Here is a 23643-nt window from a genome sequence, read left to right as displayed (position 1 = left end):
GGGAGTGAAGCATCTGAAGGGCCAGTGCTTCAATGACCTTACTTTAATGAGATTCATTGCTCATATAAGCATCACAATCCCGGCTTAAGATGAATTAAATGAAAAAAATCATACTACTTTTGGTATCAGTGCTTGGCTTTCACTCAGGTGCTGATGCTGCTCAAGTTACCACAAAGTTAAAAATGGTAGATGGGCATTTTACTGCGACTATTAAAAATAACGACGACGAAGAAGTATGGATGGGGGATTTGGATTTTAAATACCTTGGATCACTACCTATGCACTGTGAAAGCGTCGGAATGGGTTCTTCTGGACCTAAAGGAGGGATGAGGTCTTCAGCCACATATGAATGTCCGAATGGTATTGAAATATACCTAACCCAGCAAGAGGGTGAGAAGCACGCTGATCTCGAGCTTCGTAGCAATGGTAAGAAGCAGCTAGAGATGAAGGTGGATGCACAACCACCCCTCAGGCAAATGGGAAGAAGTGACTTCTTGTCGAAGAGGTTTGCAGAGAAGATAAAAGCTAGAAGCGAGTACATTGAAAAAAACACCATCCCACTGATGCAGGCATGTATTAACACCATAGAATCAGCAAGGGCTGTTGCTCACGCGGTTACATCTGAAGCCGCGACAGGGGAAAAAAACGGATATTACCTAAAGATAGCTACCGATGCGTTATTCCCAATATACGGATCTAATGCGGAAAAATACGTAGATCTTATGAGAACACACTTCTTATCCAACAAAGATGATGCTTATGCGCTTTCTATGAATAGAGGCAGTAGCACTTATGAAGCGCAACTATGCTATCAGCAGCCAGATAAATACATAAAGGATGTTGGGAAGATGCTTTGGAGTGGTAAAATCCGCAGGTAATCAGCAAGTAATAGCCCACCATCAGGTGGGCTTTTTGTTGGGGCTTGTAGGCGTTGCATGACCTGCATAATGATGAAGTGACGCCGCTACTGCAACGCGCGGTTGAGGCATACGGCAAAGTGCCTGAATGGCTTGTGAGCTACATCGATGGGCAGCATATCGCCAAAGCGTCGATATCGGCGGCAATGACCGTACTAGCAGCATGTTGTAACCGTGACGTATCAAAGCTGGCGGGTGAGCTGCGATCGGCAAAGGCAGGATAGCGCACGTTCAAATACCGCCCGGGTGCAATGACTCCGTTTGACATGGTGGCGGTTGCGCAGGGGCTGATTACCCACGGCACCATTGGTAAGGCCAAGATTCGCCAGTTGCAGCGGCATGAAACCGGTCAGGCGACCACGGAGTTTCGCGCCTTCGAGTACATCAGCGCTGCCCGCAATCAGTTCGGCATGAGCCGCGATGAAGCGCAGCAACTATCTATGACCGAGTTTATCCTGATGCTGGCAGCGAAGTATCCCGATCAGAAGGGGTTCACGCGGGAAGAGTACGATGCTGAGGCGGATGAATACTTTGCAAGAAGAAAGAGAAGAAAAGCCAGATTGAACATTAACTAGACTCAACCCTCACCTTACGAGAGGCGGCGTATATTACGCTCATCAACCAGCAAACTCATTACCTTTATGATTTAAAATTTAGCAAAAAGTGCTATTTTCCCATATTGCAATGATTGACTTGTTGATTGAGTTGTTAGTGTTGTTTGACGAACCTTGACGACATCACCACTTCTTTAGTGGAAATTTGCGGTTAAAATCTTGAAACGTGCAAAATCAGTCTTATATTTTGTTATGAACGTGATCATATCACGACCGGCTTTTAGGGTTGCTCATAGATGACCAGCAGTATTAAATGTACTGCACGCCTATCTTGGCGGTAAGTTTTGTTTGAATCAGCACACAACGAGGATTTTTTCATGGGTCACGCACAAAGAAAGGCGGTTCGCTTGAACATACAGCCTCGTGACAAGTCTACAGTGGCGCGTCCACGGGCAGCGGTCAGCGACAAATGTTCGCATTCTGGTCAGGTAGAAAACGCTTTTGATTTTGCGTTCACTCGCTATGAATCCGCCATGAAAGATCTGTCTAAGGTGTAATTCTGCATGGTGGAGATAGTTGACGCTGTTAACTACCTGTCAATCGACGACCTGATTACCATAAACAGACGGCTCATCGAGGAGCAAACACCGGATGAGCCGATTTCAGTATTGAACCCATCAAATCTTGCTTCATCTCAGGCTCGGCCTAGCATGGTAAAGTATTACCAGCAAACCGATGACATGTTTGTTCTGGCTGCATCACTAATTGAAAGTTTGATACAGAACCATCCATTCGCAAACGCCAATAAGCGTACAGCAATGATGGCTGGAGCCATATTCCTGCTTCTTAATGGCTATGAGCTAACAGCCCCCGGTGAAGAAATTGTTGAGATGGCGGTAGGAATAGCCTGTAAAGAGTACTCTTCGGAAGAGGTTGAATCTTGGCTGTACCAATGGTCAAGAATTTATGATGCTAAAAATCTCTGCAACCAAAAGACAATTGCCATCTCTACCTTAGTCGAGACCACAGCAGTCATCTTCAAGCCTTAATTTGAATTAGTAACCTTAAACCCGCCACCCGGCGGGTTTTTGCTTTCTGGCCCACTCAGGTGGGCTTTTTGCTAATACGTTCATCAACCTCTTCTTTTGATGTTGAGTTTTTCATTATTTCCGTAAGCTCATCAATTTTCGTTTGAATCTCTCGAAGCAGCAGCCCTGGTTTTTTGTCTGGATATTTTTTTCTGGACGATTCGCTACCAATGCCTCCGGGTGCATCGATGAATATTTCATCCTCTGCCACCCACGAAGGGCGCTTCTCCATAGCGAATTTGATCATTTCAATAATTTCAGAGTTCATTGATCTGCCGTTAGCCTTTGCTCTATCAGCTATCTCATCCCTCATTCCGTCCGGGAAGCGAAGATTGAATTTATCCTGCATCTGGCTGGGGTACTTAGTCATATAGATCGCTCGTGATACAAATTTTTATCATCATAGGATTAACTTGACACCATGCACAATGGTGTTAAATTAGCATCAATGGTGGCAAGTTAATCCCAAGATGGAGGTTGTTATGCAAGATGTACTTTATACCGGGCGTAAAAATGAAGTTTTCAATCTGCGTTTACCGGAGCGCATGAAGGAAGAAATCCGCCGCATGGCAGAGCTGGATGGCATTTCGATTAATTCGGCTATTGTTCAGCGTCTGGCGCGGTGTCTTCGTGAAGAGCGTGCGAGTGGGCAGTAAGAAATGCGAAACCCCGCAGTGCGCTAACACTAACGGGGCCTCTATCGAAAATAACCGCGTAGGAAATATCGACATGACCAGTATAACGAACTACGAACTGAAGTTCCATAACACCACCTTCCATCCGATTGACGATGGCAGCAAGATCTGGCTGACATCAACAGAGCTTGCAAAGGCGCTTGAATATGCTGATGCCAAGTCAATAACCAAGATTTACGCGCGAAACCAAGACGAGTTCACCCCGGCCATGTCAATGGTGGTCAATGTGACTACCAACGGGATAAACAATAGCTTACGTACAAAAAAGGTTCGCGTGTTCTCAATTCGCGGAGCTCATTTGGTAGGTATGTTTGCTGAAACACCGGTCGCCAAGGAGTTCCGCCGATGGGTGCTGGATATTCTGGATCGCGAAGTTGCCACGGGTGCTGTGCCGGTAGCATTCAATTTCGAGTTGTACGCCCACAACGCAGGTGTGGTAAAGCGGCACATGGACATTATCTACAAAGAATGGTGCGAGAAACTTTCACCTTCTCTCAGGGCGCTGGGTTCGCCTATAGCTGCTGAACTGGCAGAGAGAATTAAATCATCTTTGGCAATAACAGATGCATTGAGCAGTGCTCTTGAACAAGCTTCGACGAATGGGAAGAGGATTCACTGACAGGCGCATGGGACGGCGCATAAAGGAAAACCGCCAGTGGCTGCTGGCGGCTTACATCAACTTCTGACTGGAGTCTTATATGCAACAATCTTCATCAACTGTAGTTAATGTATCAAATCATATCCCTGCTGTCACCATGTCCAGCCTTGATATAGCGGAGCTGGTTAAATCTCGTCACTCTGATGTCCGGCGCTCTATCGAGCGACTGATGCAAAAAGGCATAATTTCAGGTGCGCCAATGGCGTTTGTCGAGAATATCAATAACTTAGGCAAGTCTGTTAAGGTGAAGACTTATCATCTCTGCAAGCGAGATAGCTATGTAGTTGTTGCACAGTTATCTCCAGAGTTCACTGGGGCGCTTGTTGACCGTTGGCAGGAGCTGGAATCTGGCGTTTATTCTCCAGCTTTACCTTCTTCATATAAAGAGGCGTTAATTGCTCTTGTTGTCGCCGAAGAAGAGAAAGAGAAGCTCTCAATTGAGCGTGATCGCGCCATTGAAACCAAAGCTTGGATCGGTGAAAAACGAGAAGCGACGGCAATGGCAACTGCATCAGTCGCAGTGCGAGAGAAAAATAAACTTGCAGAGCGTATGGGCGAAGGAAGAAAGTTCGCCGCCATCATCCCGGTGGAGAAGAAGACCGGGCGTGAATTTAAATGGCAGCCGTTGCGTAAGTGGTGCCGTGAAAATGGCTCCGAGCCGCGTGATGTTGAAGATAAGCGCTTTGGTACTGTTAAGTCATGGCCTCGTGATGCGTGGCTTGCTGTCTATGGCGTCGACTTGAAAAAGATATTCTGAAAAAAATATTTGTAGTGACCCACAAACCCGCTCCGGCGGGTTTTTTTATGCCCGGAGACCACAACTCAAGAGCTATTTACTCATGAAAATAAAATTCGTTGATATTGATCCAAACGTAATCGACGCGCTCTCAAAGTCATTCTCTGACTTCATTAGCCCATCAAATCAGGAGTCTAGAATAAGCGCAACTTGCGGTGATATTCGACTTGAAAGTGGTGACGCTCTGGTATCGCCTGCCAACAGCTATGGCTGGATGAATGGCGGAATAGATGCGGTTTATTTGCAAATTTATGGCTATCAGCTTCAGGTCAGAGTGCAGTCAAAAATAGCGGAAAATTATGATGGCTATCTACCGGTAGGTGATGCTATTTCAGTTCACGCTATGGGATTTGGTCCTCGTTGGCCGAAATATCTTATCGTTGCACCAACGATGGAAACTCCACAGAACGTTGCAGATACGCAGAATGCATTTAAAGCGTTTTCTGCGGCATTGGCTGAAGCGCGGAAATTAGAGCTCTCGACGCTCATTTGTCCGGGCATGTGTTCTCTAACTGGCGGGATGAATCCTGCAGAGATGGCGCGTCAGATGCGGGAAGCATTCGAAATGCACCTTAAGTTCAAAGAACCTTCGCACTGTCATCGCATTGACCCTTCATGGAATTAATGAGGGGGCTTTGATTTTGGCTTTACCTTTACAGGAGGAAATTTGAATCTAAACAGATGGTCTCCTGGAAACCCTAACCTACACAACCAAGCCCACTCTTGTGGGTTTTTTTACGCCTGGAGGTCGCTTGATAACCCTGTCTCTCTACTTAAACCCGGACAATTGGGACATCGAACTGGATGGCAAAGGCAATCTTAGAACAACCGATAATCCCTACGCGTGTGCTCAGGATGTTGCCACAGCGTGCTCGACTCTCCGTGGGGAGTGCATCTACAACGCTACGGCCGGCATCCCTTACTTCGAAAATATTATGGGGGTGCAACCGGGAGCGGGGGCGGTGCAAACGTATCTGGAGAACGAAGCTATGCGGCTTCCGTATATAGCTCAGGCTTCCGCCACCGTAATAAGTAACAGCGGCACTCGGGCATCAACAGGAGTGATTGTTGTTGTCGACACAAACGGAACCGAATACACAGTTAACATGTGAGAAATTTAATGCCAACCACGACAATATCATCATCAGTGCCATCAGTTACTTTTTCAACTACCGGACTTGATGTGCCAGATGAGGGAGAGATTCTGGCTGGAAGGCTATCCGATATGTCTTCTTCTCTCGGCACGGCTATGAGCAAAGAATTGACCACTCCACAAGGTCAGATTGCAGTATCAGATACTGCAATAATTGCTGATAAAAACGACCAGCTACTGGCGATAATTAACAACATTAACCCGGATTTCTCCTCTGGCAAGTTTCAGGATGGGATTGGGCGACTGTATTTTCTCGAAAGAATTCCTGCCTCTGGAACGATTGTAACTTGCACGTGTACGGGATCGGTAGGTTCGATCATCCCTGCAGGTAGTATGGCTGAAGATGAGGCCGGATATTTATATGGTTCACTGTCCGACGCTACTATTGGGGCAGATGGTTCAGTTATGGTGGAGTTTCAAAACCAAACCACTGGGCCGATTCCGTGCTCAATAGGCGCTCTGAAGACTATATATAAATCCATATCCGGTTGGTCTTCAGTTAGCAATGCTGCCGCAGGCGTTCTTGGTGCGGATGTTGAAGGACGCGCTAACTTCGAATATCGCCGCAGGCAGTCGGTGGCGGGCAATGCAAACAATCAGCTCGGTTCAATTTACGCGAGCGTGCTTGCTGTGCCGGGCGTAACTGATGCTTATGTCACACAGAACAATACAGAGAACACAGTTAACAAAGGGGCGACAAATTACCCCCTTGCGCCTCACTCTCTGTATGTAGCTGTGTACGGCGGCGCGCCGGAAGATATCGCCACTGCCATCTTCAAGAAACTACCGCCCGGACCACCGATGATGGGGAATAACACCTATACCGTTTATGACGATGAGCATTATGTGCAGCCATACCCGGACTATCAAATTAAGTGGCAGACCCCAGCACCAGTCAATGTGTATATCAGGGTAGAGCTTGCTGATAATAACTTCATGCCGAGTGATATCGATGAGCGCGTGAAAGATGCGGTTACCCGAGCCTTTACGGGCGAGGATGGAGGAACGCGCGCACGCATTGCCTCAAGCATTTATGCCGGACGATATTACGCAGGCATCACCGAAATAGACCCGGATAACGTTGATATATTCGGAATCAGCATCAGCACGAATGGCACGACATATTCAACATCTGCCACCTTTGGTATTGACCAGATCCCCACTCTCGACCGGCAAAACATACAGGTTACACTCACATGATAAATGTCGCCGATACTATTCTCACTCAGTATGCCGACAGCCCGAAATTGAAATCCATAATTTATTCCTTCAACGAAGCTGTCGGTATCGATAGGTTTATCGATGATTTCTATGAAATGGTATGGGATATAAACACTGCTGATACATACGGTCTGGATGTATGGGGAAAGATAGTTGTTGTAAGCAGGCAATTAACTTTGACTGAGAATAAGATAGTGTTCGGATTTGGTGAGGCACTGTCTACCCCATCAGCACTTGATGACCCGCAGCCTTTTGACCAGGCACCTTTCTACACAAGCGACGTTCTCACATCCACAGTAACTCTGACTAATGATGTTTACCGCAAGCTAATCATGATGAAAGCGGCGGCGAATATATCTGATTGCACTATTCCAAACCTTAATAAGTTGCTGAGTTATATGTTCAGCGACAGAGGGCGTTGCTATGTCAGAAATGATGGTGACATGAAAATGAGTTACGTATTCGAATTTGTATTAACTCAGCCCGACCTTGCAATAGTGCAAAGCTCTGGCGCACTACCGGCTCCAGTGGGGGTTACTGTTAATATTGTCCAGCAGGTATAAAAATGAATTCATCGGATAGCCCAACCAGAATTACAAAAGCATTTGGCGTCAACGGCAATAAAAATACCATACCTACTGATTCAACTCCAGACACCCTGTCAGACGGGGTGGCGACATTTGACACAGGATTCCCTCCGGTCACTATGCAGCCTATAAGCGCCGGAGGAAAGCCGCCATCTGGTAAGGATATGAACGGGGTATTGTATTCCGTCACGCTTCAGCAGCAGTGGCAGAACGCCGGTATGACCTATGCATTTAACAATGCATTCGCAACACTGATTAACGGGTATCCCAAAGGTGCAATTATTCCCAGCACCCCATATACGGGGCAGTGGCTGAACCTTAATGAAGGGAATAAAACATCACCTGAATCGGCAAATGGCGCGATAACGGGTTGGGTTCCTATTAATAACTATGGAACCACCGTTGTTACCGGCATCACAAATACCAGCCTGACACTGTCAGCACTTCAGGCCGCGAAAGACAGGATTACCCTGTCAGGCACATTAACGGCCAACATCAATATCATTTTCCCAGCCTGGATAAAAACGTGGGTAGTTCAGAATAACTGCACCGGCAACTTCAACGTTACCTGCAAAACTGCCGCCGGAACCGGAGTTTCTGTCTATGCCGGTATGACATCACGACTCTATTGTGATGGCTCCAATATCGTTGATGAAACTCTTAATGTTAATAACGATATGGTGGGAGCGGTGGTCGCGTTTGCGAGCCCTACTGCACCGACTGGCTGGCTGGAATGTAGGGGGCAAACAGTAAGCAGAACAACCTATGCCCGACTCTACTCTCACATAGGCAATTATTACGGCGCAGGAAATGGAACGACTACTTTCACGTTGCCAGACCTTCGCGGTGAGTTTGTAAGGGGCTGGGATAATGGGCGTGGAGCAGACCCGGGCAGGGGCATGGCCACATACCAAGGCGGTCAAAATGAAAGCCATACCCACACAGGAACGACAAATGGCGGTGGAGCACATACGCATACCGCTTCATCTGCAAGTGCCGGCACGCATACACATACTGTGTCAGGCACGGCAGCAACAGCAGGGGATCACAATCACGTAGTCAATACGTATTGGGATGAGAACCAGGATGAAACGGGCTTTGCTGGCGGCGGTGGCGCGGTAGTAGGGAAGCGGCCGGTTGATAACGCTGGAGCACACACTCACACCGTATCCGGTACAGCAGCAAGTGCCGGCGCCCACACCCACACAATCACCGTTAATGCTGTTGGCGACCATACACACACCTTCACTACCGGAGCATCCGGTGGCAATGAAACACGGCCTCGCAACATAGCCTTACTCTACTGCATTAAATTCTGAGGTTAATAATGTCACTATCAGACACCAAACAAGCGCACATGTATGCAACTGTGGCGGAGGTTGCGGCCGCCCAGTGTAAAGCGTACACGGAGGAGGCAAGGAAAGCGCCCGAATATGTAGACGAGGCAAGGAAGTCAGCAGAGAGAGCGGAGGAAGCTTCTGCAGCTGCGGAGGAGGCATCACAACAAGCAGCATCCAGCGTTAACGAGTCGTCTCAGAACGCCAGCAATGCGCAGGCTTCAGCGGATGCAGCAGCTCTGTCTGCGCAGAACGCTCAAAACATTGCGGATGCAAACACTTACTATATTACGCCAGCAGATCCGGATGGAACTATTGCCGGATTAGCCAATACCCCTATCGGAGACATATTCAGAGTTGCTCAGGGTGAAGATGCGAATAAGTCCTTCATCACATATCTGAACGATGACGGAGTAGCAAAGGCTGTAGCAAGCCAGCCTGGCTCAGCTTCGATTACCAACCTAATCCCTCTGAATGAAACCACAAAGTATTCATTATTTTCTAAAGACGGAGAATTCGAGTTTTCTGAAAATTACGATATCATTCAGATGGATAAGGAAAACAATCTGATTAACTTCCTGGCTGATGATGAGTTCAATAGCCTGGTTACAGGTAATTATCCAAAGCTGAGACTTGAAGAGCTGGAGGTTAGAGGTAAATCAATTGACCCTGAGGGTATTCTTTCAAAGGATACTGGTGAGAATATTACCAATCTGAGCAACTCGGCTAACTTCATGGAAGGTGTGTTAGAATACGAGTTTAATCAAAACACATTCGTAAGAGTTGATGAAGAATATAACGTCATCTTCGACAATGACGAATACCTGGTAAAAAAACCTCAATGGGATGATGCTGTAGAGAAAGTAAAAAATCCTGAGCCACAGAAAATTAACCCCCTGGCCCCTTTTACTCAAATTGATGCATCAGGAAATTCTCAGGTTCGCGTTATTAACACTGAAACCAACAAAGAGACCGCTATCACCAACGGTGCCAGCAATGAGACGGATGTCAGGCCGGATGTTTTAGACAGAATCGTATGGAAGTCAGACAGGGAGGATAGCGCTCCCGGCGGGCTTTTCTACGCTGCATACCCCGATTTCAAAGAGCATTCGTATATCGCCAGGTCAAAGATTGCAGGCTGGGGTCACAGCTTTATGGATAACGCCGCCTTCCTCAATAAGCTTGCATCACTGACTGGGCTACCGACTTATAACTTCGGCAAGTCATCCCTGAGAAGTACCGGCATCGCTGCAAGGCAAGGTGGAGACCCGACATTCTATATGCCTGTAGGGGGTGTAATCCCGGCGTCTGGTAGCGTTAACCTTACGCCTAATGTGGCTGGCCCGGCTGCTAACTTTGGAAATACAGCATTGTCAGTTCCCCCATCCGTCCTTGCTGGCATTGAAGGGACTTTCACATGGAACGGGTCACAGGCCAGCTTCACAAGAACGACGGCAGGTTCTGCGGTGAACGTACCTGAGCCGGTGGCGCTTTATGTAAGACCATTCACTACGCGCGGTGTCGCTAACAGCACATCCGGAGATGTGGAAGTTCCACTAAACGACGAGTTTATAAATATATTTTGGTTAGGGCGTAACAATATTAATCAGACCGAGACCATTATTAAAAATGCAATCGCGATGGTTAATTATTTGAAGAACGTGGGGAAGAGGGTTGTGATACTTCCTGACTTCAATAATGGCAGTGAGCCATCTGGCTCAAGCGGTTATATTCAGATGGCCGCATTGAACGCCGCATTGAAGTCTGAATTTCCAGAGTTTTACTGTGAAATAGACGGGGTGGATTTAAGAGCGAATTTTATTGCTCACGGCAATCCTGATTATGAACGTGATGCTGAATTAATGGCGCAGGATGCAACGCCAAACACATTGCGATACGACGTTCTTCACCCTGCGCAAACATTAACTCCGGGTGCTTCCGGCGTTTCTCTATCGCCGGAGTATGCTTTAGGCGTAGGAGCAGAAATTAACGCGGAATTTGTTTATAACTTTATGAAATTAAAAGGGTGGGTAATTTAATGGCCGGAAGAATTGAACAACTGACTGGCGTCACTGTGGATACTGGCGTTAAGCTATACCGTGATAAATCAATAAACAAAGGCACCAGGGCTATTTTTGACATGTCCAGTCAGTGGTCGGGTGGTAAAGCATCGAATGCGACCGGAGCGGTCATTAAGTCATTGAGTTATGAAGATAGCACAGGAGTGCTTTCCCTCGCACATGAATACGCTAATGGTGGCATGACGTGGGCTGGTGTTAAATCTGACCAGTTTCAATTGCCATCTCAGTTTGTGCCGGCGCTGAGCGACAAACACTGGCTTTTCACTGTCTGGTTAAAAATAACCAATGGTGGCGTAAGCGGATCGAATAACCAGACCCTGAATATTGGCCCCGCCTATAATAGTTTATTTACCTATTTGCGTCTTTTGCCAACCTGCGATGCTTCTGGCGCAGCAACAACTATAGAAGTTCGTTGTTTGTCAAAAAACTATGTTGTCACGTCGGCGCTGATGCCTTTGTATAACGGGGATGTACACCAGTTTGCAGTGGAGTGTCAGGTTTCAGAGGATGGGACTCAACAGAAAGTTATTATGTGGCTGGATAAGGTGTCGGTCTATGACAGCGGATTTCAGGCTACGGCCAACACCATGCCGTCTGATTCCTCGCAACGATACATTGGCACATCAACATCACTGACTCGAAGTTTCGCCGGATCATTTTATCGCACCCGATTCGATGACCTTGTTGCTTCGGGACTTTCGGCTTCATCTGTGCTTACGGCGGACTACAGCAGCAGCCGAACCAGATTCAGCTAATTGACATCATAGCCCGGTAATGTCCGGGCTTATCCCACCTAAATATCCCCGCATCTCAACACCCTACATAAACCTGTCCTTTAGTCACTTGATCAATCCTCTCGATCAATAATACTGTATGCACATACAGTAATTATCAGGCTAATCATTCATGGCAAGACGATACGAAATCGACGCGGCTTTCCGCTCAGCCGTCAAAATCAACCCGCGCACCGGCCGAACGGTTACAACCAGAGACTTCACGACAGAGCTGGCTAAGGTCAACTGGCACTGGACGCTCGCGGAGGCTAACCGCTGGATAGAGCATCACGTCGACCAGTTCAGGGACATATCCACCCAGGAAGGTGATGACAGGACATTCATGCTGTTTAACCCGAACGTGAGGTAACTATGGGATTTCCATCACCGGCTAACGATTACATTGAGAAGCGCCTGACGATTGACGACTTCGTTGTTGCGAACCCGGCATCGACGATGATTTGTGATATCGGGGATCGGCTACTTGTCATTGACCGCAGCGTGCCACCCAAAAGCGGCAGCATGATTTATTACGAGCTGATGGGAGAGTGTGGGGTCGGAAAGATAATGGGAAGGAGTCTGATAACGCCTGAGGGGGAAGCGTTCGAAGGTTCTGTGCTGGAAGAACTGGAAGTGGTAGGCGTTGTGACAGCGGAGATTCTGAAGATTCACGAACCGGAAAGGCCGATTATCTGATCATGGGGCATGTATGGGGCAAAAAATTGCCGCAAGGTTACGTGAACTAGACTAGCTGATCACATCAACTTGCGGCAAGGCTCTGCGTTTACTCGCTCTTAGCTATATCTAACTCATTCTTTTTTTTGGAATGCTGCATGATGAATATGCAAGTTTAAAGCCATTCTGATTACTGCTAAAACTGTGCGCTATGTAATGTTTGTTTAAAAATAGTTATGCATAATAGTATCTGACCTTTGACAGAGCTAACGCCGCTTATAACGCGAGTGCCGGAGATAAGCGCCGGAGAAAGGCCAAGGAATATCTGAAAGCTGCCAGCTTAGCTGGCAGCTTTTTTTGTGCCTGAAAAACATGCTGCTAACATCTTCCGATTATTCCTAAGGCGAAACGGTGATTTGCTACTACATTTAGCTGTGTAGTTTGATTTTTTTACGCTAATTAACCAGAAAGGGAACCAGCATGAGTGATAATGAAACTCTGAAAACGCCGACCGATCATTTACGTGATGTGACTTCACAGCTGAAAGAGATGCGTCACTATGCGCAGACCAATACGGAAACCTTGTCAACACACTGGCTGGCGTTTGACGCAGGTGAGTATCAGAACAAAGAGTTCGCTGAAGCGATCAATGACCTGCTGACTAAACAGGGTGCGGTGCTTGAAGCACTGGAAAAAACCGTTCAGGATTTAGAGATTGAAGCCAATCGCATCGATAACGAAGCCTGACAGGTTGATACTTGCTACAACGGGCCCGCTTATGCGGGTCTTTTTTTTTGCGGCAAATGAAATTAAGCCGTCGCATTTACATTACGCTGACAAAATAAAACGATGATAATGCTTGCTAAAAAAATCGTTACATGTGTAAATAGCGCATCGGTTTGTGATACAGACCTATTTATGCCAAGCGATTTTATTAAAGCAGTTCTCAGTTCGAGCGTTATCTCAGATATCTCTTTCCCTGATTCTTCTTATTACCTTGCTCATAAGTATTATCTGCAAAGCAATCCTGTCCGCCTGATTAAAAAAGGCTTATGAAATTCAGAGGAAAGTATTATGTCTAACAAAATGACTGGTTTAGTAAAATGGTTTAACGCTGAGAAAGGTTTTGGCTTTATTTCTCCTACCGATGGCAGCAAAGATGTATTCGTACACTTCTCTGCAATCCAGGGCGATAGCTTCAAGACCCTCGACGAAGGTCAGAGCGTAGAGTTCTCTGTTGAGAACGGCGCTAAAGGTCCTTCAGCGACCAACGTTATCGCACGCTAAGTGATGACGCCGCAGGCCTCTTACGACAGCGATGATGGCAGCGACCGGAGCAGTTAAGAGCCTGTAAAAGAAAACCCGCCTTGTGCGGGTTTTTTTGTATCAGCTAAACGGCAAGTGAAATACGATTAGGCGTTCTGGAAATAATTATCAGAGAAAGAATTAAGCCGTTATTTATCGGCGCAGTCAGGATATTTTTTCTTTATCGCGCTGCGTTAAAGTGAAATAGTGGCCGCAGTGTGCGCAAATCAGCGTCTGGTTTTTAGCGATTTTGGATGATTGCTGTTTGCTGCTATTTGAACATGATGGGCATGTTATTTGTTTCGTGCGGTTACGAAAAAAGCGTAAGCTGTCGAGATTCATCATTTTGTTGATCTCATTGTGACCGGTAGCTCAGTTTACGCTCTATTATTTTCAATAGCCCGCCTTATATTGTCTGTTTAATCGGCAGGCGATAATAGGGTTAAAGATCAATATGTCTGCTTAAAATTTAAAAATCTGCCACCAGCCACATATCGGCCTCTTCAAACATCTCTTCAATAATTCGCGCCATAATCGCTTTATCACTTTTACTGGCGTCGGTTTCGATGGCGTTACGCTGCATCGGTTTAACTTTAACCAGTGCATGAGGGAAGGCGCGATGGATGCGTTTTTCCAGTTCCTCATGAATCATTTCATTGGCATTGTTCAGCCCTGCCACATTGCGCTTATCGTAAATCAACTCGACGAACATTGCTGTCAACCTCTCTGTGAGAAACCTTGTCATTGTAATGTGCTTCGCTAATAATACTGGATAATAATACAGTATCAATGGTTGTCGCAGGCTGAATGACGATTTGTTAGCCGATTTTGTGGATTATTACCGGTTATCGCGCTGGCTGGCTTTTCGAAGCCCCGGCAGTGGTGGTAATTTACCAGGGTTATCAGACGCTGTGTCGTTGCCAGCAGTCAACAATTTTGCAGGAGTAGGTATGGCAAAGCACCCCACGGGTAAACACTTAAAAGCAGAAGTGCTGCATGATGATAAGCAACTGCTGATTTACGTAGTAAAAGGTTCACGCATTGAAGATATGCCGGTGGATGACAACGAAGATTATCCGGGCGATATGCTGATGGCACTGCCAAATCTGAGCAAAGAGTTTGATACTGAACTGGATGAAATGCTGAGCGAAGCGCAATCGGGTGATGTGCTGGTGCTGGTTTGTCCGGGCGACCAGACTTTCAGCTACGGCTACTCGCGTGTGAAAGCGATGAGCGCTGACTGATATTTTCAGCCGGGTTGTTTACCAGATGATCCGTCTGGTGATAGTTTCATGACAGGAATACACAGAGGAACAATAATGAAGCAACTGGTCATCGATATTTTAATGAAAATGGCTAAGATGGACGTTGATGCCAAAGAGCTGGCGGCTCAGGTTGAGGCACAGTCACTGCTGATTGCCGCGCTGTTGCTGACTGCAGGAAAGGAGGGTTCCAACAATATCTCCGAGAACATCCAGAATGCAATTATGACTGCGGCAGGAACTTCCGTTGAGTTTTTACAGACCGATGTTGATCTGTTGCTGATCCACGTTAATCGTCTGCTGGCGGTAACGCGCTATGTTGATGAACAATCAACGGTAACTGAGTAAGCCAGTGCAATTGAGCCCGCGACGGCGGGCTCAATATCGGCTTATTTACGGCCAATCACTTTAGCAAGTACAAAACCAATACCCGCTGCTACCGCCAGTGAAGCCAGTGGAGAACTTTTGGTTTGTTGTTTAACAGTATCAACAAAGTCATCCACCGCATAGCTACCACGTGCCAGCTTCTGGCGTACTTTGCCTTTTAATTCATGTTCAGAAGAGCCTGCTGCTTTACCAAACTGCTCCTGACCGGCACCAATTGCTTCATCAACTTTGTCTTTTGCCTGTTCAAACATAGCTTCTCCTTAGGTGTGTTGAGTCCTCAATACGAGACACTATTAATCGTAGACCATGATTTGGAAAGCTTGCAGAGTCAGATGTTTATAAATGTTGCATTGGGGGGAGGGAGGGCAAAAAAAGAACCTCTGGAAGTGGAAATCCAGTAACACTTCCAAAGGCCGTGCAAAAGCACGATTCGTTACAAGGGTAATCAGCGATGTTACTCGCCTGTTAAACTTATACAATAACCTCTAACTTGTACAACTATAATTGTACAAAACCCCCTGGTCGGAGGAGTATATGCGATGCATGTTTCTGGCAGTCCTGTTCTTATAACTGGCTGAATGCTTATAGTTCATTCTTTATGCAGAATTCTTCCCAGGTCATGCCCAGCGCTTCAGCGTGGGTACGCAGGTATTTTTCTATCGCCTTGGCCGCTACGGCTTTATCTGGTTCGGCCAGCTGAATTGAAAACAGCATCGCATCCTGTTTTTTGGCACGAAGAAAAGCGGCATAGATACGATCGGCCTGAATCTCTTTCAATTTTTCCTGCGTCATACCCAGCGCTCGTGCATCCTGTTCGCTGATTTTATCCAGCCCGGCCTGGAAATCAGGATGCGCCTGTAAAAACATGGCGCGGGCAAGGGTGTAGTACTCTTCAGGGGTTTTCATGGCAGTTTTCCTTTTGATTCAATCCGCCTAGTTTACACTTGATAAACCGCCGATGCCTCCCCGAAGCCGCTGTCGGGCAAATTTGTTGAATGTTTCTTGCGGTATTTAACTGAAAATCATAACTTACCCGCGTACGCATCGAGGACAGGGATAATAAATGAAGAAGTGGATTGTATTTTGTGCGGTGGCGTTAAGCGGCTGTACGCAGATTACCAATTACGATCAGGCGGTCAAAACCCCTGCGCCGGTCACGCTGCAAGGTAGCTGGCAGAGCGTAGGGCCGCAAAGCGGGCTGATTAGCGATCAGGCGGTGGCCAGCCTGCTGATTACCGCTGAAGGCGATACGCTCGACTGCCGTCAGTGGCAGCGCGTGATTGCCAAGCCAGGCAAGCTGACGGTGTTGGGCGATGACTACGTGAATGTGAATAAACAGCTACGGGTAATGCCGCTGGAGCTGGAAGGTACAACCCTGCACTATGACGGGCTGAAGCTGCGGAAAATGGATCATCCGACGGCAGAGTGTCAGCAGGCACTTGATGCGCTGTCCAGCAATCCGACTGCTGCGTCGTTGCAAAATATTGAGCCGGCACTGATGCAAGTGAAGAAAACGGCAAACTAATACCGCAGCCGGTTAACAGCCCGACGCGTCCATGCGTCGGGCTGTACAAGGTTACTGCACGACCCAGACGCTCAGGCTACCGCCGTTGCAGAAAAATTGCCCGTTACCCTGGTCATCACAGCTGACGATCTCTTCACGATGGCCGAGATAATCACGCCACTGTGAATGGGCAAAGTTCTCTCCCAGCGCTACGGTTTTCTCACCCTGTTCACCGTTGGACATAATCACCACGCAGCCCGGCTGTTCTTCCGTACCGCTGCGGCTGAAAGCAACGCAGTTGGCATGATCAAAATAATCGGTCTGCACCCCGTGCGCATACAGCTGACGGGCGCGGATTAATGCTTCCAGTTCAGGGATTGCAGGCATCTCAATTTTATACTGCTGACCATCGCCGCCTTCATCCTCATAGCTGGCACCAAACAGATCCGGGTAGAAGACAGTCGGTACGCCTTGTTCACGCAGCAGAATCAGCGCATAGGCCAGCGGTTTGAACCACGGCTCAACCGGCGCTTCCAGCGACTGTAGCGGCTGTGTATCGTGGTTGGCGACAATCGTCACCGCATGGAAAGCATCGGTGGCGACCAGCGTGTCATTGAATATCTGACTGAGATCGTAATCGGCACCCTGTTGCGAGGCATGATGAAAATTCATATGCAGCGGGGCGTCGAAAAGCATGGTTTTGCCGTCGACCTGGTCAATATATTGCTGCAGCTTATCCACTTCATGCGACCAATATTCTGCGACGATAAACATTGGCTGCTCAGCGACTTCCTGAATATGATCGATCCACTCTTTGTAAAACCATGCGGGAATATGTTTAACCGCATCGAGTCGGAAACCGGTGCAATGCACTTCATTCATCACCCAGCGCGCCCAGTATTTAAGCTCCTCGGTTACCGCATGATTGCGAAAGTCGATATTAGCGCCCATCAGATAATCGAAGTTGCCCAGCTCGTCATCAACCTGATCATTCCAGCCTTCGCCGGTGTAGTCATTGACGATTTTGAACACGCCATTTTCATCCGGGTTTTCAATATGATCAACGCCGCTAAAGCATTTGTAATCCCAGACGAATTGTGAATATTTGCCGTCACGCACCGGAAAGGTAAAGCGCGTCCAGGCTTCGGCATCGATCACCTCTTCGTCAATCTCTTCACGATTATCGGGATTGACGCGATTAACCTGCACCGCCTCTTTTTCATCAGCACCCATTTTATGGTTGAGCACCACATCGAGCAGTACGCCAACATTATGTGATTTCAGTGCCTCTACCGCTGCCAGCAACTGTTCTTTATCGCCGTATTTAGTGGCGCGGCTGCCTTTAGTATCAAATTCACCTAAGTCGAACAGGTCGTAAGTATCGTAGCCGACAGAGTAGCCGCCGGAATCCCCTTTATAAGCTGGCGGTAGCCAGACAGAAGTAATACCGATTTCTGCCAGCCATGCCGCACGCTCAGCTGCTTCAGGCCACAATTTTCCCCCGTCGGGGTAATACCAGTGAAAGAACTGCAACAGCGTGGGGTTATGCATTGTAAGCTCCATTTTTAACCAGCTAAAAATGAAGTATGGAGTAAGCGTGAGGAAAAGCGCGGGCCGTTACAGATTTATTTTTGAACGTTGGCCCGCTTGATGCATTGAAGGAATATCTGGCGTGACTGATACCGGTTATTCTGCCGGATATAATACCGTGCCAGCCAGTTTGCCGTAGGCGGAATTCATCGATTTTTGCCGATTAGAATGGCCAATCAGTGAACTCAGTTCTTCCATGCGCGCCTGCAACAGCCGCTTGATTTCTGCTTCGTTATCCAGCAGATGACGCAGCACCGGACGCAGCTGATCCTGAGTATGAGAAGGCACAGGCTGCTGCCGGGTTAGCTGGCTTAATTTTTCGACCGCACTGACATAATTAACTTCCATATCAATTAATTCTTCCCATTTTCCCTCGCTGGCCAGGCGTAACATCGACTGGCTGAGAGATAACAGCTGTTGGTAAATCGTGAACAAGTGCGGTGCAATATTCATTAAATCGTGTCCTGAACCAGGGCTTTAGAAGTGGACACCTCTTTCCAGGCATCGGCAATATTGCGCAGTAAGGCTTCGACTTCTTCAATTGCCGCAACATCATTATGCAGATTGGCCTGTAACAGGCGACGCGTCATATAGCTATACAGCGCGGATAAATTATCGGCCAGCTCATCGCCGCTGCTGTCATCCAGCCCCATTTTCAGTCCGTTATCAATAATATTGATCGCTTTTGACAAGGATTCACCCTTACCAGGCTGGTTGCCGTCCTGCAAAAACAGGCGGGCGCGCACCAGTGCGCTTAACGCGCCGTCGAATAACAGTGTCATTAACTGGTCGGAACTGGCGCTCATGACGGCGCTTTCCAGGCCGACTTTGGCATAAGCTTTGGTACCGCTTGCGCTATACATTATGTCCTCTCTTATGACGAGCTGCTGGAAGAGCTGTTTGACGTGGTGAACTGTGAGGCTAAATAGTTGCTGGTACTGTTCAGCTTGTTCATCAGCACGTCCAGTTGGGTGAACTGCTCTTTGTAACGGGCGATGGCATCATTAATGCTGTCGTTAGTTTTATTGTACTGCGCGGTCAGCGACTTCAGGGTTTGACTGACGCCATTGGTGGCGTTGGTCAGGATCCCGTCGGTAGCCAGGTAGCGGGTAATGGAGTTATTGATGGTGGTGCTAATACCGGTGCTTTTGCCGTCACCATTAATCATCGCCATCACGCCTTTGGCGTCGTTTGACAGCGCCGTCGAGAGCTTATCGCTGTCCAGCACCAGTTTGCCGGTGGTCGGATTCGAGGTAATACCAATCTGCGACAGGGTTTTATAAGTCGATGAGCTGGCGGCGTTAGTCAGCTGATTCTTAAGCTGGGTCTGAATGGTGCGCAGGGTGCTGTCGCCGAGCAGTGCACCGTTGCTGCTGCTCTGTTCTTCGGCACCGGCATCTACCGCGGTATAAGCGGTCAGATTACTGAAGCTGTCCTGCAATGCGTTATAGGCATCCACCCAGGCTTTAATTGCCGTGCTGGCCTTTGAGGTGTCTTTGGCAATCGTCAGCGACTGGGTATCAGTGGTTTTATTCAGTAGCGTTAAGGTTACGCCTTGCGGCGCATCAGTAATGGTATTGCTTTCGCGCTCAATATCGACACCATTAACCGACAGCAGGGCGTTTTGCGCGCTGACGGTCTGCGACATGCCGTTGCTGCTGGTGCTGGCATCATAACCTATAAAACTTTGCAGTTTAGCGTCACCGCTGACGCTAAGCGTCATGGCATTTTTCTCGCCGGTTTCGGCGGAGGTTACCACCAACTGATAGTTTTTATCATCTACTTTGATAATGCTGGCGTTTACGCTGCCATCAGCATTATTAATCGCATCGCGGATACCGGTCAGGGTGCTCTGTGCATCGGTCAGCTTAATTTCCAGCGGCTTCTCTTGTCCTGGCTGGCTGATGGTCAGCGTACGGGTGCCGGCGCCGCTGGTGCCCAGATTGCTGGAGCTGCTGTCAACTTTGCCGGAAAGCAATGACTGCGCCTGCGCCAGTTGGGTAACCGCAACGGAATATTTACCGGTTGCCGCACCAGCGGCAGTGGCGGCGGTAAAAGAAGTGGTCGCACTGCTGGTGGCGGTGGTGCTCTGGAAAATCGCGTTGGTATTGATTGCCGAGTTGGCAGTCTGGAAGCTGGTCAGCGCGCTTTTCAGTGAACCGTAAGCGCTCAGCTTGGCGGAATAGGCTGATTGTTGGGTGGAAATCGGCGTCAGGCGTCCTTTTTCCGCGGTAGTCAGATTGGTTAACAGCGTATCCAGCGGCAGCCCGGATCCAATACCCAATGAAGAGATGGAAGCCATAACAGTCCTTATTTTATTCGGGTGTGAAAGTACTCGGTTTATCGGCACAACATCCGGGAAGTTTACAAATTTTTTTTCCCGTCAATAAACGGAACAGCGACCGTGGAGAAGGGCATTTCCAGGCATTAGAGTTTGAAGCAGTGAGGAGGTCAGCGGCAGAAAAAAATTGCGTCTGAGAGTGAAATTTTTCTAAAGGTTAGCAGGCGGACGCCGATAGAGGGTTAGACGGCGATAAAGCCGAGGGCAACAGCCCAAACCTAACCGAGTAGAATGAAAGGATATTATCATGGCACAAGTTATTAACACTAACAGCCTGTCGCTGTTGACCCAGAACAACATGAACAAATCACAGTCCGCACTGAGCACCTCTATTGAGCGTCTCTCTTCCGGTCTGCGTATCAACAGCGCAAAAGACGACGCTGCGGGTCAGGCAATCTCTAACCGTTTTACCTCTAACATTAAAGGTCTGACTCAGGCTGCGCGTAACGCTAATGATGGTATCTCAGTGGCTCAGACCACCGAAGGTTCACTGTCTGAAATTAACAATAACTTACAGCGTATCCGTGAACTGACCGTTCAGGCAACTAACGGCACCAACTCTGATTCTGATTTGACTTCTATTCAGGATGAAATCACCTCCCGTCTGAGCGAAATTGACCGCGTATCCGGCCAGACTCAGTTTAACGGCGTGAAAGTGCTGGCTAAAGACGGCACTATGAATATTCAGGTTGGTGCGAATGATGGTCAGAAAATATCTATCGACTTGCAGAAAATTGACTCATCTACACTGGGCCTGTCATCTTTCAACGTGCAAAAAGCAGCAACTTTAGAAAGTACTAAGCTGGAAACGACTTATTCAACTAGTGCAACTGATATCAAGGATATTGATACATCCGATCTCGCAGCGCTGGGTACAAGTGCTACAGCTTCAGATTACTCATTTGATAAGACCTCAGGTAAATATTACACCACTATCTCAGGTGCAGATGCTGGTAAGGACGGTGCTTATGAGGTTACCGTTCAGAATGATGGTACAGCTACTCTGGCAGGTACACCAACCGGCAGCATTCCTTCTACAGCAGCGGCAGTTACTAAATATCAAACTCCAGCCACCATTGATACCACTAAAGCAGCTGCGAGTCTGGTTTCTGCTGGCATTACTGGCGCTGATAACAGTAATACCTCTTTGGTCAAGTTGAGCTCAACTGACTCTAACGGTAACGTTAGCGACGCTGGCTACGCGATTTCTTACGACAATAAGCTCTATAAAACAGATTATAATGGCACAAGTAACACGACTATTGATGCTGATACCGTTAAGTACACTGACAAAGATGGTGCTACGCAAACTGGTGCTGTTGAGCTGGGTGGAGTTGATAAGCAGACTGCGGTTGTAACCGTTGATGGCAAAGCTTATTCTGCGGATAAAGTCAGTGGTCACAACTTTAAAAGCGGCGATGCGCTGGCTGAAATTGCTACTGCGGCTACCACCGATCCATTGGCAGCACTGGATGCAGCAATCGCTAAAGTTGACAAATTCCGTTCAAGCCTGGGTGCAGTGCAGAACCGTCTGGATTCTGCGATCACCAACCTGAACAACACCACCACCAACCTGTCATCTGCACAGTCCCGTATTCAGGATGCTGATTACGCAACTGAAGTTTCCAATATGTCCAAAGCGCAGATTCTGCAACAGGCAGGTAACTCAGTGCTGTCTAAAGCTAACCAGGTTCCACAGCAGGTTCTGTCTCTGCTGCAGGGCTAATTGGCCACGCAGTACGCGTAACGCTGTTTAAACCCTGCTTCGGCAGGGTTTTTTGCTGATAATCCACCAGAAAAATTCCACCGATCCCGCTGCGATAACCCTGATAAGACCCTCGGCCTGTTCTATAACACTAAGCCGAATTAACCCGCTTTTTTATCCCTATTCACTCAATCGATATTGCTACAGAAACGGATAATTATGCCGATAACTCAATAACGCAGGGTAGTCAGAGTGAGCGATCTATATACCGCCGAAGGCGTGATGGATAAACATTCGCTGTGGCAGCGATACGTGCCGCTGGTGCGCCATGAAGCGTTGCGCCTGCAGGTGCGGCTGCCCGCCAGTGTCGAGCTGGACGATCTGCTGCAAGCCGGAGGTATCGGGCTGTTAAATGCCGTCGATCGTTTTGATGCGTTGCACGGTACCGCCTTCACCACCTATGCGGTGCAGCGCATTCGCGGCGCGATGCTGGATGAACTGCGCAGTCGCGACTGGGCCCCCCGCAGCGTACGCCGCAACGCGCGCGAAGTGGCCGGGGCGATGCAACAGGTAGAGCAGTCACTGGGGAGAGCGGCCACCGAGCAGGAGGTTGCCGGACAGCTGAATGTCTCGATGGAAGAGTATCGGCAGATCCTGCTGGATACTAACAATAGCCAGCTTTTTTCCTACGACGAGTATCGCGAAGAGCACGGCGATAGCGCGGAGCTGGTGACAGAAGGGCATGAAGAAGCCAACCCGCTGCATCAGCTGATGGAAGGGAATCTGCGCGATCGGGTCATCGAAGCGATCGAGGGGTTACCCGATCGCGAAAAGATGGTGCTGACACTGTATTACCAGGAAGAGCTGAATCTGAAAGAGATTGGCGCGGTGCTGGAAGTCGGGGAATCCCGCGTCAGCCAACTGCACAGTCAGGCGATAAAACGCTTGCGCACCCGGTTAACGGCAGCGCGCTGACAGAGTCAGTTCTCGCTTTCAAAATTTTAACCGGGGAAT

30 protein-coding genes and 1 pseudogene are annotated in these 23643 nt (G+C 48.1%); 22 read left to right on the top strand and 9 right to left on the bottom strand.

Annotated features, from left to right (window positions below; translation table 11 throughout):
- Positions 1-98 precede the first annotated feature (98 nt).
- The 4 genes and pseudogenes from RIN69_RS13780 to RIN69_RS13765 all read left to right on the top strand — a co-directional run bounded on the left by RIN69_RS13780 (position 99) and on the right by RIN69_RS13765 (position 2520).
- Positions 99-878, top strand: coding sequence for a hypothetical protein (locus RIN69_RS13780; RefSeq protein ID WP_313852482.1), 780 nt, complete (start codon positions 99-101; stop codon positions 876-878).
- A 53-nt stretch (positions 879-931) separates the two neighbouring features.
- Positions 932-1492: pseudogene (locus RIN69_RS13775) on the top strand (DUF6246 family protein).
- A gap of 356 nt (positions 1493-1848) precedes the next feature.
- Positions 1849-2028, top strand: a complete 180-nt coding sequence (locus tag RIN69_RS13770) for a hypothetical protein (RefSeq protein ID WP_313852480.1) — start codon at positions 1849-1851, stop codon at positions 2026-2028.
- Between the two features lie 6 nt (positions 2029-2034).
- Positions 2035-2520, top strand: coding sequence for a type II toxin-antitoxin system death-on-curing family toxin (locus tag RIN69_RS13765; RefSeq protein WP_313852479.1), 486 nt, complete (start codon positions 2035-2037; stop codon positions 2518-2520).
- 55 nt (positions 2521-2575) lie between these two features.
- Here RIN69_RS13765 and RIN69_RS13760 read toward each other — a convergent pair whose 3' ends face one another.
- A complete protein-coding gene (locus RIN69_RS13760; protein ID WP_313852477.1) occupies positions 2576-2929 on the bottom strand; it encodes an Arc family DNA-binding protein in 354 nt (117 codons plus the stop codon).
- 112 nt (positions 2930-3041) lie between these two features.
- On the opposite strand from RIN69_RS13760, the gene RIN69_RS13755 reads away from it, so the two are divergent.
- The 13 genes from RIN69_RS13755 to cspE all read left to right on the top strand — a co-directional run bounded on the left by RIN69_RS13755 (position 3042) and on the right by cspE (position 13822).
- The gene (locus RIN69_RS13755) at positions 3042-3215 is read left to right on the top strand and encodes an Arc family DNA-binding protein (protein WP_313852476.1); all 174 of its coding nucleotides are present in this window, start codon (positions 3042-3044) and stop codon (positions 3213-3215) included.
- Between the two features lie 73 nt (positions 3216-3288).
- Positions 3289-3873 (top strand): BRO-N domain-containing protein, encoded by a 585-nt coding sequence (locus tag RIN69_RS13750; protein ID WP_313852473.1) that lies wholly within the window; start codon positions 3289-3291, stop codon positions 3871-3873.
- Positions 3874-3952: 79 nt separating this feature from the next.
- Positions 3953-4669 (top strand): Rha family transcriptional regulator, encoded by a 717-nt coding sequence (locus RIN69_RS13745; protein WP_313852470.1) that lies wholly within the window; start codon positions 3953-3955, stop codon positions 4667-4669.
- Positions 4670-4751: 82 nt separating this feature from the next.
- Positions 4752-5333: a macro domain-containing protein gene (locus tag RIN69_RS13740; protein ID WP_313852469.1), complete on the top strand. Its 582-nt coding sequence runs from the start codon at positions 4752-4754 to the stop codon at positions 5331-5333.
- A gap of 495 nt (positions 5334-5828) precedes the next feature.
- On the top strand, positions 5829-7061 hold the full coding sequence (locus RIN69_RS13735; protein WP_313852468.1) for a baseplate J/gp47 family protein: 1233 nt from the start codon (positions 5829-5831) through the stop codon (positions 7059-7061).
- The gene (locus RIN69_RS13730; protein ID WP_313852467.1) at positions 7058-7645 is read left to right on the top strand and encodes a DUF2612 domain-containing protein; all 588 of its coding nucleotides are present in this window, start codon (positions 7058-7060) and stop codon (positions 7643-7645) included. Before RIN69_RS13735 ends, RIN69_RS13730 begins: the two co-directional genes overlap by 4 nt.
- A 2-nt stretch (positions 7646-7647) precedes the next feature.
- On the top strand, positions 7648-8988 hold the full coding sequence (locus tag RIN69_RS13725) for a phage tail protein (protein WP_313852466.1): 1341 nt from the start codon (positions 7648-7650) through the stop codon (positions 8986-8988).
- Positions 8989-8996: 8 nt separating this feature from the next.
- Positions 8997-11045 (top strand): hypothetical protein, encoded by a 2049-nt coding sequence (locus RIN69_RS13720; protein ID WP_313852465.1) that lies wholly within the window; start codon positions 8997-8999, stop codon positions 11043-11045.
- On the top strand, positions 11045-11842 hold the full coding sequence (locus RIN69_RS13715) for a hypothetical protein (RefSeq protein WP_313852464.1): 798 nt from the start codon (positions 11045-11047) through the stop codon (positions 11840-11842). The genes RIN69_RS13720 and RIN69_RS13715 overlap by 1 nt, the downstream gene beginning before the upstream one ends.
- Positions 11843-11993: 151 nt before the next feature.
- A complete protein-coding gene (locus RIN69_RS13710; RefSeq protein ID WP_313852463.1) occupies positions 11994-12230 on the top strand; it encodes a DNA polymerase V in 237 nt (78 codons plus the stop codon).
- 2 nt (positions 12231-12232) lie between these two features.
- The gene (locus RIN69_RS13705) at positions 12233-12556 is read left to right on the top strand and encodes a S24/S26 family peptidase (protein ID WP_313852462.1); all 324 of its coding nucleotides are present in this window, start codon (positions 12233-12235) and stop codon (positions 12554-12556) included.
- Between the two features lie 459 nt (positions 12557-13015).
- Positions 13016-13282: a hypothetical protein gene (locus RIN69_RS13700; RefSeq protein WP_313852460.1), complete on the top strand. Its 267-nt coding sequence runs from the start codon at positions 13016-13018 to the stop codon at positions 13280-13282.
- Between the two features lie 327 nt (positions 13283-13609).
- Positions 13610-13822, top strand: a complete 213-nt coding sequence (gene cspE / locus RIN69_RS13695) for a transcription antiterminator/RNA stability regulator CspE (protein ID WP_052900423.1) — start codon at positions 13610-13612, stop codon at positions 13820-13822.
- A 183-nt stretch (positions 13823-14005) separates the two neighbouring features.
- Here cspE and RIN69_RS22920 read toward each other — a convergent pair whose 3' ends face one another.
- On the bottom strand, positions 14006-14182 hold the full coding sequence (locus RIN69_RS22920) for a YnfU family zinc-binding protein (RefSeq protein ID WP_390902544.1): 177 nt from the start codon (positions 14180-14182) through the stop codon (positions 14006-14008).
- Positions 14183-14309: 127 nt separating this feature from the next.
- On the bottom strand, positions 14310-14552 hold the full coding sequence (locus RIN69_RS13690; protein WP_313852458.1) for a DinI-like family protein: 243 nt from the start codon (positions 14550-14552) through the stop codon (positions 14310-14312).
- 238 nt (positions 14553-14790) lie between these two features.
- Here RIN69_RS13690 and RIN69_RS13685 point away from each other — a divergent pair, with 238 nt between their 5' ends.
- Together RIN69_RS13685 and iraP are read left to right on the top strand one after the other, a co-directional pair.
- Positions 14791-15084: a hypothetical protein gene (locus tag RIN69_RS13685; protein ID WP_313852457.1), complete on the top strand. Its 294-nt coding sequence runs from the start codon at positions 14791-14793 to the stop codon at positions 15082-15084.
- Between the two features lie 75 nt (positions 15085-15159).
- Positions 15160-15450 carry an anti-adapter protein IraP gene (gene iraP / locus RIN69_RS13680; RefSeq protein WP_313852456.1) on the top strand — a complete coding sequence of 97 codons (291 nt, stop codon included), beginning with the start codon at positions 15160-15162 and terminating at the stop codon, positions 15448-15450.
- A gap of 41 nt (positions 15451-15491) precedes the next feature.
- Here the strand turns inward: iraP and RIN69_RS13675 are convergent, their stop codons facing one another.
- On the bottom strand, positions 15492-15740 hold the full coding sequence (locus RIN69_RS13675; protein WP_313852455.1) for a CsbD family protein: 249 nt from the start codon (positions 15738-15740) through the stop codon (positions 15492-15494).
- Between the two features lie 331 nt (positions 15741-16071).
- Positions 16072-16395 (bottom strand): DUF6388 family protein, encoded by a 324-nt coding sequence (locus RIN69_RS13670; RefSeq protein WP_313852454.1) that lies wholly within the window; start codon positions 16393-16395, stop codon positions 16072-16074.
- Positions 16396-16552: 157 nt separating this feature from the next.
- Between RIN69_RS13670 and yedD the strand changes: the two genes are divergently transcribed.
- Positions 16553-17014, top strand: coding sequence for a lipoprotein YedD (yedD, locus tag RIN69_RS13665; RefSeq protein WP_313852453.1), 462 nt, complete (start codon positions 16553-16555; stop codon positions 17012-17014).
- A 51-nt stretch (positions 17015-17065) separates the two neighbouring features.
- Here the strand turns inward: yedD and amyA are convergent, their stop codons facing one another.
- The 4 genes from amyA to fliD form a co-directional block, all read right to left on the bottom strand.
- Positions 17066-18544, bottom strand: a complete 1479-nt coding sequence (gene amyA, locus RIN69_RS13660) for an alpha-amylase (RefSeq protein WP_313852452.1) — start codon at positions 18542-18544, stop codon at positions 17066-17068.
- 135 nt (positions 18545-18679) lie between these two features.
- Positions 18680-19036 carry a flagella biosynthesis regulatory protein FliT gene (fliT, locus tag RIN69_RS13655; protein WP_313852451.1) on the bottom strand — a complete coding sequence of 119 codons (357 nt, stop codon included), beginning with the start codon at positions 19034-19036 and terminating at the stop codon, positions 18680-18682.
- Positions 19036-19446 (bottom strand): flagellar export chaperone FliS, encoded by a 411-nt coding sequence (gene fliS / locus RIN69_RS13650; protein WP_313852450.1) that lies wholly within the window; start codon positions 19444-19446, stop codon positions 19036-19038. Before fliS ends, fliT begins: the two co-directional genes overlap by 1 nt.
- 11 nt (positions 19447-19457) lie before the next feature.
- The gene (gene fliD / locus RIN69_RS13645; protein WP_313852449.1) at positions 19458-20885 is read right to left on the bottom strand and encodes a flagellar filament capping protein FliD; all 1428 of its coding nucleotides are present in this window, start codon (positions 20883-20885) and stop codon (positions 19458-19460) included.
- A gap of 286 nt (positions 20886-21171) precedes the next feature.
- Here fliD and RIN69_RS13640 point away from each other — a divergent pair, with 286 nt between their 5' ends.
- Together RIN69_RS13640 and RIN69_RS13635 are read left to right on the top strand one after the other, a co-directional pair.
- Positions 21172-22650 carry a FliC/FljB family flagellin gene (locus tag RIN69_RS13640; RefSeq protein WP_313852448.1) on the top strand — a complete coding sequence of 493 codons (1479 nt, stop codon included), beginning with the start codon at positions 21172-21174 and terminating at the stop codon, positions 22648-22650.
- A 231-nt stretch (positions 22651-22881) separates the two neighbouring features.
- Positions 22882-23604: an RNA polymerase sigma factor FliA gene (locus RIN69_RS13635; protein WP_313852447.1), complete on the top strand. Its 723-nt coding sequence runs from the start codon at positions 22882-22884 to the stop codon at positions 23602-23604.
- The last annotated feature ends 39 nt before the right edge of the window (positions 23605-23643 follow it).

This window comes from Winslowiella toletana (assembly GCF_032164335.1).
Classification (GTDB): Bacteria; Pseudomonadota; Gammaproteobacteria; order Enterobacterales; family Enterobacteriaceae; genus Erwinia; species Erwinia toletana_A.
The sequence above is the reverse complement of the archived record's forward strand: the minus strand, read 5'-3'. Positions and strand labels throughout refer to the sequence as shown.

What these genes read in the sequence shown, in the direction of transcription:
- RIN69_RS13780 (WP_313852482.1), top strand. Translation starts at nt 99, where the DNA reads ATGAAAAAAATCATACTACTTTTGGTATCAGTGCTTGGCTTTCACTCA.
- RIN69_RS13770 (WP_313852480.1), top strand. Translation starts at nt 1,849, where the DNA reads ATGGGTCACGCACAAAGAAAGGCGGTTCGCTTGAACATACAGCCTCGT.
- RIN69_RS13765 (WP_313852479.1), top strand. Translation starts at nt 2,035, where the DNA reads ATGGTGGAGATAGTTGACGCTGTTAACTACCTGTCAATCGACGACCTG.
- RIN69_RS13760 (WP_313852477.1), bottom strand. Translation starts at nt 2,929, where the DNA reads ATGACTAAGTACCCCAGCCAGATGCAGGATAAATTCAATCTTCGCTTC.
- RIN69_RS13755 (WP_313852476.1), top strand. Translation starts at nt 3,042, where the DNA reads ATGCAAGATGTACTTTATACCGGGCGTAAAAATGAAGTTTTCAATCTG.
- RIN69_RS13750 (WP_313852473.1), top strand. Translation starts at nt 3,289, where the DNA reads ATGACCAGTATAACGAACTACGAACTGAAGTTCCATAACACCACCTTC.
- RIN69_RS13745 (WP_313852470.1), top strand. Translation starts at nt 3,953, where the DNA reads ATGCAACAATCTTCATCAACTGTAGTTAATGTATCAAATCATATCCCT.
- RIN69_RS13740 (WP_313852469.1), top strand. Translation starts at nt 4,752, where the DNA reads ATGAAAATAAAATTCGTTGATATTGATCCAAACGTAATCGACGCGCTC.
- RIN69_RS13735 (WP_313852468.1), top strand. Translation starts at nt 5,829, where the DNA reads ATGCCAACCACGACAATATCATCATCAGTGCCATCAGTTACTTTTTCA.
- RIN69_RS13730 (WP_313852467.1), top strand. Translation starts at nt 7,058, where the DNA reads ATGATAAATGTCGCCGATACTATTCTCACTCAGTATGCCGACAGCCCG.
- RIN69_RS13725 (WP_313852466.1), top strand. Translation starts at nt 7,648, where the DNA reads ATGAATTCATCGGATAGCCCAACCAGAATTACAAAAGCATTTGGCGTC.
- RIN69_RS13720 (WP_313852465.1), top strand. Translation starts at nt 8,997, where the DNA reads ATGTCACTATCAGACACCAAACAAGCGCACATGTATGCAACTGTGGCG.
- RIN69_RS13715 (WP_313852464.1), top strand. Translation starts at nt 11,045, where the DNA reads ATGGCCGGAAGAATTGAACAACTGACTGGCGTCACTGTGGATACTGGC.
- RIN69_RS13710 (WP_313852463.1), top strand. Translation starts at nt 11,994, where the DNA reads ATGGCAAGACGATACGAAATCGACGCGGCTTTCCGCTCAGCCGTCAAA.
- RIN69_RS13705 (WP_313852462.1), top strand. Translation starts at nt 12,233, where the DNA reads ATGGGATTTCCATCACCGGCTAACGATTACATTGAGAAGCGCCTGACG.
- RIN69_RS13700 (WP_313852460.1), top strand. Translation starts at nt 13,016, where the DNA reads ATGAGTGATAATGAAACTCTGAAAACGCCGACCGATCATTTACGTGAT.
- cspE (WP_052900423.1), top strand. Translation starts at nt 13,610, where the DNA reads ATGTCTAACAAAATGACTGGTTTAGTAAAATGGTTTAACGCTGAGAAA.
- RIN69_RS22920 (WP_390902544.1), bottom strand. Translation starts at nt 14,182, where the DNA reads ATGAATCTCGACAGCTTACGCTTTTTTCGTAACCGCACGAAACAAATA.
- RIN69_RS13690 (WP_313852458.1), bottom strand. Translation starts at nt 14,552, where the DNA reads ATGTTCGTCGAGTTGATTTACGATAAGCGCAATGTGGCAGGGCTGAAC.
- RIN69_RS13685 (WP_313852457.1), top strand. Translation starts at nt 14,791, where the DNA reads ATGGCAAAGCACCCCACGGGTAAACACTTAAAAGCAGAAGTGCTGCAT.
- iraP (WP_313852456.1), top strand. Translation starts at nt 15,160, where the DNA reads ATGAAGCAACTGGTCATCGATATTTTAATGAAAATGGCTAAGATGGAC.
- RIN69_RS13675 (WP_313852455.1), bottom strand. Translation starts at nt 15,740, where the DNA reads ATGTTTGAACAGGCAAAAGACAAAGTTGATGAAGCAATTGGTGCCGGT.
- RIN69_RS13670 (WP_313852454.1), bottom strand. Translation starts at nt 16,395, where the DNA reads ATGAAAACCCCTGAAGAGTACTACACCCTTGCCCGCGCCATGTTTTTA.
- yedD (WP_313852453.1), top strand. Translation starts at nt 16,553, where the DNA reads ATGAAGAAGTGGATTGTATTTTGTGCGGTGGCGTTAAGCGGCTGTACG.
- amyA (WP_313852452.1), bottom strand. Translation starts at nt 18,544, where the DNA reads ATGCATAACCCCACGCTGTTGCAGTTCTTTCACTGGTATTACCCCGAC.
- fliT (WP_313852451.1), bottom strand. Translation starts at nt 19,036, where the DNA reads ATGAATATTGCACCGCACTTGTTCACGATTTACCAACAGCTGTTATCT.
- fliS (WP_313852450.1), bottom strand. Translation starts at nt 19,446, where the DNA reads ATGTATAGCGCAAGCGGTACCAAAGCTTATGCCAAAGTCGGCCTGGAA.
- fliD (WP_313852449.1), bottom strand. Translation starts at nt 20,885, where the DNA reads ATGGCTTCCATCTCTTCATTGGGTATTGGATCCGGGCTGCCGCTGGAT.
- RIN69_RS13640 (WP_313852448.1), top strand. Translation starts at nt 21,172, where the DNA reads ATGGCACAAGTTATTAACACTAACAGCCTGTCGCTGTTGACCCAGAAC.